This is a genomic window from Janthinobacterium rivuli (genome assembly GCF_009208735.1).
In the GTDB taxonomy this organism is placed as follows: Bacteria; Pseudomonadota; Gammaproteobacteria; order Burkholderiales; family Burkholderiaceae_D; genus Janthinobacterium.
On sequence record NZ_WFLJ01000004.1, the window covers coordinates 176,831 to 190,115 of the forward strand.

A 13,285-nucleotide genomic window follows, 5' to 3' on the forward strand; every position below is an offset into this window, starting at 1 on the left:
CTCAAGCCACCGCGTGTTGCAGTTTGCCATTGCCCTGCGCGCCGCTGTAGCGGCTGACGGACAGGTCGTCGGCCAGGATCGCCGGTTTTTTCGACGACATCAGGTCAGCCAGTAATTGCGCCGAACCGCAGGACATGGTCCAGCCCAGGGTGCCGTGACCCGTGTTGAGGAACAGGTTGCGCAGCGGCGTGCGGCCGACGATCGGCGTGCCGTCCGGCGTCATCGGACGCAGGCCCGTCCAGAAGGTCGCCTCGGCCGTGTTGCCGCCGCCCGGGAACAGGTCGTTGACGACCATTTCCAGGGTTTCGCGGCGGCGCGGGTTCAGGTTCAGGTTGTAGCCAGCGATTTCCGCCATGCCGCCCACGCGGATGCGGTCGTCGAAACGGGTGACGGCGATCTTGTAGGTTTCGTCGAGGATGGTCGACACGGGCGCCTTGGCCGCGTTGACGATAGGCACGGTGATCGAATAGCCCTTCAATGGATACACGGGAATGTCGAGCAACGGCTTCATGAAGCCCGTCGAATAGGAACCCAGGGCAACCACGTAGGAATCGGCCTTGACGATTTCCGCGCCGCATTGCACGCCGGCGATTTCATCGCCCTGCGTCAGCAAGGCGTCGATGGACACGCCATAGCGGAACTTCACGCCCAGCGCCTCGGCCATCTCGGACAGGCGGGTGGTAAACAGCTGGCAATCGCCCGTTTCATCGTTGGGCAGGCGCAAGCCGCCAAACAGTTTACCCTTGACCGCTTCGAGGGCCGGCTCGGCGCGCGACAACTCATTGCGCTGCAGCACTTCGTACGGCACGCCCGCGTCTTTCAACACTTCGATATCCTTGGCGGCGTCGTTGTATTGCTTTTCCGTGCGGAACAATTGCATCGTGCCTTGCTGGCGGCCTTCATAGGTGATGCCGGCCTCGGCACGCAGCACCTTGAAGCAGTCGCGGCTGTACTCGGCCAGGCGCACCATGCGTTCCTTGTTCACCGCATACGCTTCCGGTGTGCAATTACGCAACATCTGCCACATCCATTTGAGCTGGGCGGCGCTGCCGTCGAGCGAGATGGCCAGCGGCGCGTGGCGCTGCATCATCCATTTCACGGCTTTCAAAGGAATGCCGGGCGCAGCCCATGGCGAAGCGTAGCCGGGCGAGATCTGCCCCGCATTCGCAAAGCTGGTTTCCAGTGCCGGGCCCGGCTGGCGGTCGATGACGGTCACCTCATGTCCTGCCTTGGCCAGATAGTAAGCACTGGTGACGCCGATGACGCCGCTACCCAGAATCACGATACGCATAGTTTCCTCATTATATTTTTTAGGCTAACGCCAGATTAACCGCTATCATATTGGGAAAGAGCCAGTATTTGTTCACGTATAAATCGAGATATTCAGCAATAAATCATGAGAATCCTTAAAGAATCGGCACGTGGCCTCGACAAGCTGGATCGCCACATCCTGCGCATCCTGCAGCAGGATGGCCGCATCTCGATGAAAGACCTCGGTGAACAGGTGGGCCTGTCCATCACGCCCTGCATCGAGCGGGTCAAGCGCATGGAGCGCGACGGCGTCATCACGGGCTATCACGCCAAGGTGAACCCGGCCGCGCTGGGCGCCAAGCTGCTCGTTTTTGTAGAGATTACCCTCAATCAAAAATCCGCGTCCGCCTTCGAGCAATTCCGCCGCGAAGTGCTGCAAATTCCCGAGGTGCAGGAATGCCACCTGGTGTCGGGCGACTTCGATTACCTGATCAAGGCGCGCATCCATGAAATGGCCGAGTACCGCAAGCTTCTGGGCGACATGCTGCTGCAGCTGCCCGGCGCCGCGCAATCGAAAAGCTATGTGGTGATGGAAGAGATCAAGGAAACCCTGGCGCTCTCGACCGACGTATTACAAAACCGATAAAGGTAGCGCCTGCCGGTACCAAGAGCATCACATTTTGCGCCTTTGTATAATCTGGTAGCACATTCGCAGCGACACAAGCACACTCCCTCCTGACATCACGCCCGTCCCCTCTGAGATTGGAAGCAGTGATGCACACTGGGAGTCCCTATGAACACATTGATAAAACTGGCAGCTTCCTGCCTCGCGGGCCTGGCCGTGGCCATGTGCACCGCCAGTGAATACAAGGTCAACCGTGCGCCGGACAATGGCGCCATCTATCAAAACATCCAGGTCGGCAAGACCACCCGCCTCGACCTCGACGCTGCCCTGGGCAACGCCACCGTCGTCAGCTTCGATCCCGGCTATGAAGTCTGGGTCTACAAGAACCAGCTGAAAACACCGAGCGTGACGCGCCTGATCCCCCTGCTCGGTGAAAAAGGCACGCGCGAAGTGGCCGTCATGTTCGACCAGGCGGGCATCGTCAAGAAATTCCGCATCCACGAGCCGCGCAGGTAGGTCGCACAGCTAAGATGCGCCCGCCGCGTCCTCTTGTTCTACACTGGCGTTTTATTCTCCGGTGTCCCCATGCTATTACCCGCACGCCTCGCCCACATCTCGGCGGAACAAGACTGGCAACACACGACAGCGTATCCACCGCTCGGCTTCACCCCGTTTTCCGAAGGCGCGCTGGGCAATGGCGACACGTTCGGCCTGTACTGGCCCATCGGCCGCGAAGCATCCGAACCCATCGTCGTCGAAACGTGGCATGACGAGTGGCGCATCCAGCCGCACTTTTCCAGTCTGGACGCGTTTTTGCAAGCCCATGCGGCAGCCGAGGACGAGTATGTCGGCACGCCATCGCTGGCCGACGACCCCGCCTCGCCGCGCGCCGCCTTCCTGGAAGCCAAGGAACAGATCGCCCAGCGCAAGCCGGACGCGGCCATCGCGCTGCTGGAAGGCGCGCTCGCCATCGTGCCCGAATACACGGATGCGCTGACCTTGCTGCATGGCCAATATGTGCGCGCGGGAAGAATCGAAGACGCCGTCACGGTGGCGATCCAGGCCATCATTTCGCCACCGTCATTTGGCGGCCCGCCGCTGAAAGCCTTGCAATGGCTGCGCACGCAGCCGGTGCCGGAAGGGGAACCGGACCCCATCTGGCGCGCCTGCGGGCAGTTGTCGTTCCACTTTGGCGGCAGCAAGGACAATGCCGATTACCCCGTGCTGCTCGCGGCCATCGACACCTACCTGGCGCAGGGCAAGCACGTTTGCGCCGCGACCCTGATGCAGACGTATGCCGAACTGATGAGCGCGGAAACCGTTTCCTTCCAGGAACGCCATGCCTTCGAGCCAGCCGCCTTCATTGCGCGGCAGCTCGCCGTCAGCGCAATGCTGCCCCAGGGCAGCCGCGACCCGGCAAGACTATGGTCAAACGACCTGGCTTAGTTGCTGCCGGAACAGCTTGCGATACGCCGAAGGCGACGTCTGCAAGCTGGCCCGGAAATGCTGGCGCAAGGACAGAGCCGTGCCGAAACCGGCTTCCTGCGCCACGACGTCGATCGACGCCACGCTTTTTTCCAGCAAGCCTTGCGCATGCGCGAGGCGCTGGTTCAGCAGCCACTGCTTGAACGACGTGCCCATGGCCTGGCGGAAGTGGCGCGTGAAATTGCGCCGGCTCATGGCGGCCTGTTCGGCCAGCGCGTCGATGCTGTGCGCCTGGTCCAGCCTGGCCGTCACGCCAGCGAGCACCTCGGCGAAGCGCCCTTCGCTGCCGGACACGGGCAGCGGGCGCTCGATGAATTGCGCCTGCCCGCCCTGGCGGTGCGGCGCCACCAGCAGCCGGCGCGCCACGCGGTTGGCCACCTCGGCGCCCGCCAACTGGCGCAGCAGATACAGGCAGCAATCGAGGCCGGCCGCCACGCCGGCCGACGTCAGCACGCCGCCATCATCCACGTACAGCACTTCCCGGTCCACCCTGACCTTGGGATAGCGGGCCGCCAGCCGGTCCGCCATGCCCCAGTGCGTGGCGGCGCCTTTGCCATCCAACAAGCCCGCCTGCGCCAACGGAAAAGCGCCCAGGCACAGGCCCACCATGCGCGCGCCGCGCCGGCTGGCCGCCTGCAGCGCCGCGACCAGGGGCGCCGCCGCGTCGCGGCAATCGTCGTGCCAGGCCGGCATGATGACGATATCGGCGCCGTCCAGCCCTTCCAGGCCGAACTCGGGCGTGATGGAAAAACCGGCCGCCGTGCGCAAGGGCGCGGGATCGGCGGCACAGACACGCACGTGGAAAGGCGGTAGATCGGCCTCGTCGGTCTGCGCGCCGAACACGAGGCAGGGCACGGACAAGTGGAAGGGCGTCATGCCGTCGAAGGCGATCACGGCCACGTTCAAGGGGGAGGAAGAGGCAGGAAGAATAGGCATGGCCCGATTTTATCGCAGATAGGCCTTTGGGCCACTTTTTGTTTGCGGCGCGCGGACCGAGAATAACGGTATCGAGGAACCCCTTCCTCTTTCAACCGTCTCAGGAGAACCCATGTCCAGCCCAGTTTCCACCGCCCCGCGCCGCGCCCTGCTCGTCATCGACGTGCAAAATGAATACTTCACGGGCGACCTGCCCATCGAATATCCGTCCGTCGATATCTCGCTGCCCAACATCGTCACCGCCATGGCCGCCGCCCGCACCGCCGGCGTGCCCGTCATCGTCGTCCAGCACGACGCGCCGGAAACTTCCCCCATCTTCGCCAGGGGCAGCGACGGCTGGCAGCTGCATCCGCAAGTGGCCGCGTTTGCCGCCGACCACCGCATCAACAAGGTCATGAGCAGCGCCTTCGCGGGCACGGACTTGCGCGCCTGGCTGGAGGGCCACGGCATCGACACCCTGACGGTGATCGGCTACATGACGCACAACTGCGACGCGGCAACCATCTACCACGCCGCCCACGACGGTTTGCAGGTCGAGTTCCTGCAGGACGCCACCGGCACCCTGCCCTACGCGAATGCGGGCGGCACGGCCAGCGCCGAGGAAATCCACCGCGTCTTCAGCGCCGTGTTCCACTCGAATTTCGCCGCCGTCGCCAGCACGCAGGCGTGGCTCGACGCCGTGCGCGAAGGCAAGCCGCTGGAAAAGGACAATATCTACCTATCGAACCAGCGCGCGCGCAAGGCGCAGGCGAACTGACGCCGGCGGGAATGGACGGGTATCATGCGTCCATTCCTTACTTGATGACGCGCTATGCGAAAAATAATTGTGCTCGGTTCAAGCGCCGTTGCTATGTTCCTCCTGGCCACCACCGCCCTGCTGCTGACGGGACTCCACGACAAGCTGGCGCCCGCCGACGTGATCGTCGTGCCTGGCAACACGATCCTGCCCGACGGCACGCCCAGCCCCCGCCTGCAGGCGCGGCTCGACGCGGCGCTGACGCAATTCCAGGCACACCGGGCGCCGCGCATCCTCGTCAGCGGGGCCACTGGCAAGGAAGGATTCGACGAGGCCGCATCGATGGTCCGCTATCTGCAGTCGCGCGGCGTGCCGGCTGGCGCCATCATCGAGGATAATCAAGGCTGGACCACGGACGCCACGGCCCGCAACGCGGCGCTGCTCATGCGCACACACGGCTGGAAGACGGCCATGGTGGCCACGCAATACTTTCACGTGCCCCGCTTCCGGCTGGCGCTGGAACGGGCCGGCATCGTTGTCAGCGGCAACGTGCACGCGCCGTATTTCGAGCTGCGCGACCTGTATTCCGTGCCGCGCGAAACGGTCGGTTACGCCGTGTATTTCATGCGTCCCTGACCACGCGTTTTCACTCGCTCCAGTCGCGCGACCGTTCCACGGCGCGCTGCCATTTGTGCAGCCGGCTCAAGCGCTCGTCGGCCGCCATGGCCGGTTCGAAGCGGCGTCCCACCTGCCACTGGGCGGCGATTTCTTCCTGCGAATCCCAGAAACCCACGGCCAGGCCCGCCAGGTAGGCGGCGCCCAGGGCCGTCGTTTCCGTCACCACGGGACGCACCACGGGCACATTCAAGATGTCGGCCTGGAACTGCATCAGCATGTCGTTGCGGGCCGCGCCGCCGTCGACGCGCAATTCGGACAGCGCGATGCCCGCGTCATCCTGCATGGCCGACAGCACGTCCACGTTCTGGTAGGCCACGCCTTCCAGCGCCGCGCGCGCGATGTGCGCCTTGCCCGTGCCGCGCGTGATGCCGATCAGGGTGCCGCGCGCATACGGGTCCCAGTATGGCGCGCCCAGGCCCGCGAACGCGGGCACGAAGACCAGGCCGCCCGAATCGGGCACGCTGGTGGCCAGCGCTTCCACTTCGGACGAATCGCGGATGATGCCGATGCCGTCGCGCATCCATTGCACGGCCGCGCCCGCGATGAAGGCGCTGCCTTCCAATAAGTAATCGGTCTGGTCCGTTCCCTTGCCCAGGCTCCAGCCCACCGTCGTCAGCAGCCGGTTTTTCGAGGGCAAGGGGCGCTTGCCCACGTTCATCAGCATGAAGCAACCCGTGCCGTAGGTATTCTTCGCCATGCCCGGTTTCAAACAGGCCTGGCCGAATGTGGCGGCCTGCTGGTCGCCTGCGATACCGGCGATCGGCACGGACACGCCCAGCAATTCTGTGTAAGTGTGCGCCGCCACGCCGCTCGATGGCACGACGTCGGGCAGCAGGGAGGCGGGGATGTCGAGCAGCGCCAGCAAGTCCGTGTCCCATTGCAGGGTGTGGATATTGAACAGCATGGTGCGCGCCGCATTGCTCGTGTCCGTCAAGTGGGCGCCGCTCATCTTGTAGATCAGCCAGCTGTCGACGGTGCCGAAGGCCAGCTCGCCCCGTTCGGCGCGCGCGCGGGCGCCGGCCACGTTGTCGAGCAGCCATTTGAGCTTGGTGGCGGAAAAGTAGGCGTCCAGCACGAGACCCGTCTTGCGCTGGATTAAGTCAGCCTTGCCCTGCTCGACCAGTTGCTCGCAGTAAGCCGCATTGCGGCGGTCTTGCCAGACGATGGCGTTGGCGACGGGCTCGCCCGTGGCGCGGTCCCACAGCACCGTCGTTTCGCGCTGGTTGGTCACGCCGATGGCGGCCACGTCGGATGCGGCCACGCCGCTGTCGCGCAAGACCTGCCGCAGCACGCCCTCTTGCGACGCCCAGATGTCGTTCGCGTCATGCTCGACCCAGCCTGGCTGGGGAAAAATCTGGCGAAATTCGCGCTGCGCGCTGGCGTGCGGCCGGCCCGCATGGTCGAACAGGATGGCGCGCGAACTGGTCGTGCCCTGATCTAAAGCAAGTATGTATGTGGTCATGGTCGCTACTACGTCTTTACAGTGAAAGGGGCACAGGCAAACGCCCGTGCCCCGGAACAACGGCGGCAGAAGTTTACACGACTACCTGACCTTGCCTTCTTTCCAAGCCTGCAATAATTTATCGTAGGCAATCGTTTCCCCCTTCGGCTTTTCATTCGCCAGCTTTTTCCATGGCGCATGCTGATCCGACAGATACTGGTTCGGATCGCCTTTCGGATTGAGCTTCGGCGCGCACGCCTTCATGCCGGCCCGCTGCAGGCGCGCCATGACCTGGTCCATTTCCTCGGCCAGGTTATCCATGGCGGCTTGCGGCGTTTTTTCCGCCGTGATGGCCGTGGCCACGTTCTTCCACCACAGCTGCGCCAGCTTCGGATAGTCGGGCACGTTGTTGCCGGTCGGCGTCCACGCCACGCGGGCGGGGCTGCGGTAAAACTCGATCAAGCCGCCGTACTCGTTCGCATGCTTCGTAAAATAATCGTGGCGGATGTCGGAATCGCGGATGAAGGTCAGGCCGACGATGGATTTCTTCAGCGACACGGTTTTCGACGTGACGAACTGCGCGTACAGCCAGGCGGCGGCCTTGCGGTCGTCCGGCGTGGACTTGAACAGGAACCAGGAACCGACGTCCTGGTAGCCGTTCTGCATGCCCTCTTTCCAGTACGGGCCGTGCGGCGACGGCGCCATGCGCCATTTCGGCGTGCCATCCTTATTGACCACTGGCAAGCCCGGTTTCGTCATGCCCGCTGTAAATGCCGTGTACCAGAAGATTTGCTGGGCGATTTCACCCTGCGCCGGCACGGGGCCCGATTCCGAGAAATTCATGCCGTTCGCCTGCGGCGGCGCATATTTCTTCATCCAGTCGATATATTTCGTCAGCGCAAAGACGGCGGCCGGCGAATTGGTGGCGCCGCCGCGCGACATCGAGGCGCCCACGGGCGTGCACTTGTCGGCCGCCACCTTGATGCCCCACTCGTCGACCGGCATGCCGTTCGGAATGCCCTTGTCGGCGGCGCCAGCCATCGACAGCCAGGCATCGGTGAAGCGCCAGCCCAGCGATGGATCTTTCTTGCCGTAATCCATGTGGCCATAGACTTTCTTGCCGTCCAGTTCCTTCACGTCGTTGGTGAAAAAGTCGGCGATGTCTTCATACGCGGACCAGTTCTGCGGCACGCCCAGCTCATAGCCATACTTGGCCTTGAACTTGGCTTGCAAATCCTTGCGCGCGAACCAGTCGGCGCGGAACCAGTACAGGTTGGCAAATTGCTGGTCGGGCAATTGATACACCTTGCCGTCCGGCGCCGTGGTAAAGCTGATGCCGATGAAATCTTTCAAGTCCAGGCCGGGATTGGTAAATTCCTTGCCCTTGGCGGCCATGTAGTCGGACAGCGGCTCGACGGCGCCATAGCGGTAATGGGTGCCGATCAGGTCGGAATCGGAAATCCAGCCGTCATAGATGCTCTTGCCGGACTGCATCGAGGTTTGCAGCTTCTCCACCACGTCGCCTTCCTGGATGATGTCGTGGCGCACCTTGATGCCCGTGATTTCCTCGAAAGCCTTGGCCAGGGTTTTCGATTCGTAGACGTGGGTGTCGATGGTTTCCGAAACCACGGAAATTTCCTTGATGCCCTTGGCTTTCAACTTGGCCGCAGCATCGATGAACCATTTCATTTCAGCAAGCTGTTGCTGCTTGCTCAGGCTGGATGGCTGGAATTCCTTGTCGATCCAGGTTTGCGCCTGCTTGGCGTCGGCCAGGGCCGCATTCGACACGAGCATGGCCGCAGCCGCGAAGACCGTGAACTTCAATTTCATCGTGAATCTCCTTTTATAGTTTTTACCGGCCGCCTGCTGGCGGTCCGGCCTCCATCAACACCGGCAAGCCGGTCATCCCCAACGCATTACCACTAATAAAAGTACAAAACTGATGGCCGCGCCTATCGCCTGTTGCATTTCCGTGAACCCCGCCCACGCCAGATTCACGTACGCAGCCGTCAACAGCCCGATGAACAAACGGTCGCCGCGCGTGGTCGGCATGGGCAGGAAGCCCTTGCGCTCGATGCTGGGCGAACGGATTTGCCACACCGTCATGCCCGCGAGCATCAAGCCGATGCATATGAAGAAGATGGCCACTTCCGGCGTCCAGGCCATCCAGCCGAACAGGCTGGCAGTGCTATCGCTAGTATTTTCCACGTCACACCCTCCCCATCGCGAAACCCTTGGCAATGTAATGCCGCACGAACCAGATCACCAACGCGCCGGGCACGATGGTCAGCACGCCGGCCGCCGCCAGCACGCCCCAGTCCATGCCGGCCGCCGACACGGTGCGCGTCATGGTGGCGGCGATCGGCTTGGCATTGACGGACGTCAAGGTGCGCGCCAGCAGCAGTTCCACCCAGCTGAACATGAAGCAGAAGAACGCCGTCACGCCCACGCCGGACTTAATCATCGGCAAGAAGATGCGGATGAAGAAGCGCGGGAAGCTGTAGCCGTCGATATACGCCGTCTCGTCGATTTCCTTCGGCACGCCGGACATGAACCCTTCCAGTATCCACACGGCCAGCGGCACGTTAAAGACCATGTGCGCCAGCGCCACGGCCAAATGCGTATCCATCAGGCCCACCGTCGAATACAGCTGGAAGAACGGGACGAGGAAGACGGCGGGCGGCGTCATGCGGTTGGTCAGCAGCCAGAAGAACAGATGCTTGTCGCCCACGAAGTTGTAGCGCGAAAAGGCATACGCGGCCGGCAAGGCGACCGTGACCGACATCACCATGTTCAAGGCCACGTAAATCATGGAATTGATGTAGCCGCTGTACCAGGACCGGTCCGTGAAGATCGTGTGGTAGTTGGCGAACGTCAGTTGCTGGGGCCACAGGCTCAGCACGCCCACGATTTCCTCGTTGGTCTTGAGCGACATGTTGAGCATCCAGTAGATGGGCAGCAAGGAGCCCAGCAGGAAGACGATCAGGATGGCGCTGCTCATTTTCTTGCGCATCATTTCTGGTCTCCCGTGCCGACGCGCTGCATCCACGTGTACAGCACAAAGCAGAACAGCAGGATGATCAGGAAGTAAATCAATGAAAACGCCGAGGCCGGCCCCAGGTCGAACTGGCCCACGGCCTTTTGCGTCAGGTATTGCGACAAAAAGGTGGTCGCATTGCCGGGTCCGCCGCCCGTCAGCACGAACGGTTCCGTGTAGATCATGAAACTGTCCATGAAGCGCAGCAAGACGGCGATCATCAGCACATTGCGCAGTTTCGGCAGCTGGATGTAGCGGAACACGGCCAGGCGCGAGGCGCCGTCGATGCGCGCCGCCTGGTAATACGCGTCGGGAATGGCGCGCAAGCCCGCATAGCACAGCAGCACCACCAGGGGCGTCCAGTGCCAGATATCCATCACCATCACCGTCAGCCAGGCGTCGAGCGAATTGCCGTTGTAATTGTAGGCTAAGCCCAGCTGGTTCAGGCTGTAGCCCATCAGGCCAATGTCGCCGCGGCCGAAGATTTGCCAGATGGTACCCACCACGTTCCAGGGAATCAGCAAGGGCAGCGCGATGAGCACCAGCGCCAGCGACGCCTTCCAGCCATCGGCCGGCATGCACAGGGCAATCAAGATGCCCAGCGGAATCTGGATCGCCAGCACGGAGCCGGAAAACAGCAGCTGGCGCAGCAAGGCGCTGTGCAAGTCGCCGTCGAGCATGACCATGCGGAACCATTCCGTACCCACGAACACCTTTTGCGTGGGGCTCAGAATATCCTGCACGGAATAATTCACCACCGTCATCAGGGGCAGGATGGCGGAAAAGGCCACGCACAGCAGCACGGGCAGGATCAACAGCCAGGCGCGGCGGTTGTTATCGGTTTTACCGTTATGTATCATCAGGCCACCCGCTTATCGTTGACATAGAACAAGGTGCGTTGCGGCGGAAAGCGCAGCCGCACAGCATCGCCGGCGACGGCATCGATGGCGCGCAGCTTGGCCGCCACCGTCGCGCCGCCCAGCTGGAATTCCGCCAGGTAATGCGTGCCCATGTTGCGCACGGCCGTCACCGTGGCCTCCAGGCAATGATCATCCCCCTCACCCGCCTGCCGGCATTCGACGAACTCCGGCCGCACGCCCAGCGTGATCTTGCCTTGCGCGCCGGAGAGCGCCGCGCGGGCGGCGGCGGACACGGCCAGCACCTGCCCCGCCACGCGCAAGCCGCCATCGTCCAGGGTGCAATCGAGCAAGTTCATGCCCGGGTTCCCGATGAAATAGCCGACGAAGGTGTGCTCGGGCTCCTCGAACAGCGCTTGCGCGCTGCCCGTCTGCACCACTTCGCCCTGCGTCATGACGACCACCTGGTCGGCAAAGGTCAAGGCTTCCACCTGATCGTGCGTGACGTAGATCAATGACAATTTCAGTTCGTGGTGGATTTCCTTCAACTTTCTGCGCAACAGCCATTTCAGATGGGGGTCGATCACCGTCAGCGGTTCGTCGAACAGCACGGCCGCCACGTCGGGACGCACGAGACCGCGGCCCAGCGAAATCTTTTGCTTGGCGTCCACGGACAAGCCGCTGGCGCGCAACTTCAAGTCGTCCGTCAATTCCAGCATCTGCGCCACCTGCTGCACGCGCTTTTTGACTTCCGTCTCTTTCCAGCCGCGATTACGCAGCGGAAAGGCCAGGTTGTCGTGCACGGTCATGGTGTCGTAGATGACGGGAAACTGGAACACTTGCGCGATATTTCTCGCCTCGGTCGGCAGTTGCGTGACGTCCTTGCCGTCGAACAGCACCTTGCCGTGCGACGGTTTCACCAGACCGGAAATAATGTTGAGCAAGGTCGTCTTGCCGCAGCCGGATGGCCCCAGCAAGGCATACGCGCCGCCGTCATGCCATTCCATGCTCATGGGCCGCAGCGCGTAGTCGCTTGGCGCCGTGGGGTTCGGTTTGTAGGCGTGGGCCAGGTCCACCAGTTCGATGCGCGCCATGTCAAGCTCCTCCTGGCGCAAACAGCAGCCCGCCATCCTGCGCGAAGATCAGCAAGGCATGCGGCTGGCAATACACGGTGCAGGGGCTGCCGATCTCCAGGTTGTGCACGCCGCCCAGCTGCGCCACCAGGGCCAGCTCGCCGCGGCGCGCATGCACATAGGTTTCCGAGCCGCTGATTTCCGCCAGATCGACCGTAGCTGCGATGGGCACGTCGCCATCGGACTGGGGAGACAAATGCAAGCTGTGCGCGCGCACGCCGAGGATCACCTCCGTGCTGTCGCCCAGGCGGGCGCGCTGTGCGCCGCTCAGGTGGATGGCCAGGCCGTCGGCCGCCTGCGCCACGCCCTGCGCATCCACGCGCGCGGGGATCAGGTTGATGGGCGGATCGCTGAAGGTGCGCGCCACGTCGATGGAATTGGGCGCATTGAAGACGTCCAGGGTCGGCCCCTGCTGCAGCAGGCGTCCCTCGTGCAGCACGGCCACGTGGCCGCCCAGCTGCAGCGCTTCCAGCGGTTCCGTCGTCGCATACACGACCGTCGTGCTGCCGCTGGAAAACAGTTCCGTCAATTCGCGGCGCAATTCCTCGCGCAGTTTGTAGTCGAGGTTGACGAGCGGTTCGTCGAGCAGCAGCAGGGATGCATCCTTGATCAGCGCCCGTCCCAGCGCCGTGCGCTGCTGCTGGCCGCCCGACAGTTCGCCCGGCGTGCGCTGCAGATACGGCGTGATGTGCAGGCGCTCGGCCAGCGCCAGCACTTTCGCGCGGATCTGCTCCTCGGGCACCTTGCGCAAGCGCAAGGGTGAGGCGATATTGTCGTAGACGGTGAAGGCCGGATAATTGATGAATTGCTGGTACACCATGGCCAGGTTGCGTTTGCTGACGGGCACGCCCGTCACGTCCACGCCATCGGCCGTGACGGTGCCCCCGCTGGGCTTGTCCAGGCCCGCCATCACGCGCATCAGGGTCGTCTTGCCGGCACGCGTGGTGCCCAGCAAGACGTTGATGGCGCCCGGCACCAATGCCAGCGACATCGGATATAAAAAGTCGTCAGCCCCCTGCTTCCTGCTGATCTTGTCCAGTACCAGTTGCACGCGCTTCTCCTCCAGTGATGGTTTCTTATTCTTCGCCGCACCCTCTACGGGGCGC

14 protein-coding genes are annotated in these 13,285 nt (G+C 62.9%); 5 read left to right on the forward strand and 9 right to left on the reverse strand.

Annotated features, from left to right (window positions below; genetic code table 11):
* Nucleotide 1: 1 nt before the first annotated feature.
* Nucleotides 2-1,291, reverse strand: a complete 1,290-nt coding sequence (locus tag GCN78_RS06940) for a D-amino acid dehydrogenase (RefSeq protein ID WP_152251044.1) — start codon at nt 1,289-1,291, stop codon at nt 2-4.
* Nucleotides 1,292-1,396: 105 nt separating this feature from the next.
* On the opposite strand from GCN78_RS06940, the gene GCN78_RS06945 reads away from it, so the two are divergent.
* The 3 genes from GCN78_RS06945 (at nt 1,397) to GCN78_RS06955 (ending at nt 3,322) form a co-directional block, all read left to right on the forward strand.
* Complete coding sequence (locus tag GCN78_RS06945; RefSeq protein ID WP_070222192.1) at nt 1,397-1,897, forward strand: Lrp/AsnC ligand binding domain-containing protein; 501 nt, start codon at nt 1,397-1,399, stop codon at nt 1,895-1,897.
* A gap of 147 nt (nt 1,898-2,044) precedes the next feature.
* On the forward strand, nt 2,045-2,392 hold the full coding sequence (locus GCN78_RS06950; RefSeq protein WP_152251045.1) for a hypothetical protein: 348 nt from the start codon (nt 2,045-2,047) through the stop codon (nt 2,390-2,392).
* A 69-nt stretch (nt 2,393-2,461) separates the two neighbouring features.
* Nucleotides 2,462-3,322, forward strand: a complete 861-nt coding sequence (locus GCN78_RS06955; RefSeq protein ID WP_152251046.1) for a tetratricopeptide repeat protein — start codon at nt 2,462-2,464, stop codon at nt 3,320-3,322.
* On the opposite strand, the gene GCN78_RS06960 is transcribed toward GCN78_RS06955, so the two are convergent.
* Nucleotides 3,305-4,267, reverse strand: coding sequence for a GlxA family transcriptional regulator (locus GCN78_RS06960; protein ID WP_152251152.1), 963 nt, complete (start codon nt 4,265-4,267; stop codon nt 3,305-3,307). The two genes, GCN78_RS06955 and GCN78_RS06960, sit on opposite strands and share 18 nt — an antisense overlap.
* Before the next feature lie 142 nt (nt 4,268-4,409).
* Here GCN78_RS06960 and GCN78_RS06965 point away from each other — a divergent pair, with 142 nt between their 5' ends.
* Complete coding sequence (locus GCN78_RS06965) at nt 4,410-5,054, forward strand: cysteine hydrolase family protein (protein WP_152251047.1); 645 nt, start codon at nt 4,410-4,412, stop codon at nt 5,052-5,054.
* A gap of 93 nt (nt 5,055-5,147) precedes the next feature.
* Entirely contained in the window at nt 5,148-5,669 is a 522-nt protein-coding gene (locus GCN78_RS06970; protein ID WP_152251048.1) for a YdcF family protein, read from the forward strand.
* 10 nt (nt 5,670-5,679) lie between these two features.
* Here GCN78_RS06970 and glpK read toward each other — a convergent pair whose 3' ends face one another.
* The 7 genes from glpK to GCN78_RS07005 form a co-directional block, all read right to left on the reverse strand.
* The gene (gene glpK / locus GCN78_RS06975; RefSeq protein WP_152251049.1) at nt 5,680-7,173 is read right to left on the reverse strand and encodes a glycerol kinase GlpK; all 1,494 of its coding nucleotides are present in this window, start codon (nt 7,171-7,173) and stop codon (nt 5,680-5,682) included.
* Nucleotides 7,174-7,254: 81 nt separating this feature from the next.
* A complete protein-coding gene (locus tag GCN78_RS06980) occupies nt 7,255-8,982 on the reverse strand; it encodes an ABC transporter substrate-binding protein (RefSeq protein WP_092794480.1) in 1,728 nt (575 codons plus the stop codon).
* 72 nt (nt 8,983-9,054) lie between these two features.
* The gene (locus GCN78_RS06985) at nt 9,055-9,330 is read right to left on the reverse strand and encodes a DUF2160 domain-containing protein (protein WP_034779613.1); all 276 of its coding nucleotides are present in this window, start codon (nt 9,328-9,330) and stop codon (nt 9,055-9,057) included.
* A 31-nt stretch (nt 9,331-9,361) separates the two neighbouring features.
* Nucleotides 9,362-10,168 (reverse strand): carbohydrate ABC transporter permease, encoded by an 807-nt coding sequence (locus GCN78_RS06990; RefSeq protein ID WP_152251050.1) that lies wholly within the window; start codon nt 10,166-10,168, stop codon nt 9,362-9,364.
* Nucleotides 10,165-11,049: a carbohydrate ABC transporter permease gene (locus GCN78_RS06995; RefSeq protein WP_131686321.1), complete on the reverse strand. Its 885-nt coding sequence runs from the start codon at nt 11,047-11,049 to the stop codon at nt 10,165-10,167. The genes GCN78_RS06990 and GCN78_RS06995 overlap by 4 nt, the downstream gene beginning before the upstream one ends.
* Nucleotides 11,049-12,140, reverse strand: coding sequence for an ABC transporter ATP-binding protein (locus GCN78_RS07000; RefSeq protein ID WP_152251051.1), 1,092 nt, complete (start codon nt 12,138-12,140; stop codon nt 11,049-11,051). The genes GCN78_RS06995 and GCN78_RS07000 overlap by 1 nt, the downstream gene beginning before the upstream one ends.
* A gap of 1 nt (nt 12,141) precedes the next feature.
* A complete protein-coding gene (locus tag GCN78_RS07005; protein WP_152251052.1) occupies nt 12,142-13,230 on the reverse strand; it encodes an ABC transporter ATP-binding protein in 1,089 nt (362 codons plus the stop codon).
* Between the last annotated feature and the right edge of the window lie 55 nt (nt 13,231-13,285).

Coding starts and splice junctions, on each gene's coding strand:
- GCN78_RS06940 (WP_152251044.1), bottom strand. CDS start 1,291: ATGCGTATCGTGATTCTGGGTAGCGGCGTCATCGGCGTCACCAGTGCT.
- GCN78_RS06945 (WP_070222192.1), top strand. CDS start 1,397: ATGAGAATCCTTAAAGAATCGGCACGTGGCCTCGACAAGCTGGATCGC.
- GCN78_RS06950 (WP_152251045.1), top strand. CDS start 2,045: ATGAACACATTGATAAAACTGGCAGCTTCCTGCCTCGCGGGCCTGGCC.
- GCN78_RS06955 (WP_152251046.1), top strand. CDS start 2,462: ATGCTATTACCCGCACGCCTCGCCCACATCTCGGCGGAACAAGACTGG.
- GCN78_RS06965 (WP_152251047.1), top strand. CDS start 4,410: ATGTCCAGCCCAGTTTCCACCGCCCCGCGCCGCGCCCTGCTCGTCATC.
- GCN78_RS06970 (WP_152251048.1), top strand. CDS start 5,148: ATGTTCCTCCTGGCCACCACCGCCCTGCTGCTGACGGGACTCCACGAC.
- glpK (WP_152251049.1), bottom strand. CDS start 7,173: ATGACCACATACATACTTGCTTTAGATCAGGGCACGACCAGTTCGCGC.
- GCN78_RS06980 (WP_092794480.1), bottom strand. CDS start 8,982: ATGAAATTGAAGTTCACGGTCTTCGCGGCTGCGGCCATGCTCGTGTCG.
- GCN78_RS06990 (WP_152251050.1), bottom strand. CDS start 10,168: ATGATGCGCAAGAAAATGAGCAGCGCCATCCTGATCGTCTTCCTGCTG.
- GCN78_RS06995 (WP_131686321.1), bottom strand. CDS start 11,049: ATGATACATAACGGTAAAACCGATAACAACCGCCGCGCCTGGCTGTTG.
- GCN78_RS07000 (WP_152251051.1), bottom strand. CDS start 12,140: ATGGCGCGCATCGAACTGGTGGACCTGGCCCACGCCTACAAACCGAAC.